This is a genomic window from Nocardioides guangzhouensis, assembly GCF_004519545.1.
In the GTDB taxonomy this organism is placed as follows: domain Bacteria; phylum Actinomycetota; class Actinomycetes; order Propionibacteriales; family Nocardioidaceae; genus Nocardioides; species Nocardioides guangzhouensis.
The window spans coordinates 1-338 of the sequence record NZ_SDKM01000160.1 but is presented as its reverse complement, the minus strand read 5'-3'; the positions used below and the strand labels follow the sequence as shown (position 1 = coordinate 338).

Here is a 338-nt window from a genome sequence, read left to right as displayed (position 1 = left end):
TCGGTGCGGAGGTCGCGGAGGATGCGGGTGAGGGTGCGGGAGACCTGCATCTGGGTGACGCCGATGTCGTCGCCGATCTCTTGCTGGGTGCGGTCCTCGCAGTAGCGCAGGTAGAGGATGCGGCGGTCGCGGTCGCTGAGCTTGCGGAGGGCGGGGGCGAGCAGGAGCCGGGCTTCGCTGGCGTGGGCGTCGGTGTCGTCGTCGGGGAGGAGGTCGGAGAGGTGGGAGGCGCCGTCGGCGTTGACGGGTTGGTCGAGGGAGGTGGGGGAGAAGGACCCGTAGGCGGAGCCGGCGTCGGCGACCTCGTGGGGGGTGACGTCGAGCTCCTCGGCGAGCTC

At 71.9% G+C, this 338-nt stretch carries 1 protein-coding gene; it reads right to left on the bottom strand.

Annotation, left to right across the window (positions count from 1 at the left end):
* The coding region (locus EKO23_RS24940; RefSeq protein ID WP_134721285.1) for a sigma-70 family RNA polymerase sigma factor at nt 1–338 on the bottom strand (338 nt) is incomplete at both ends.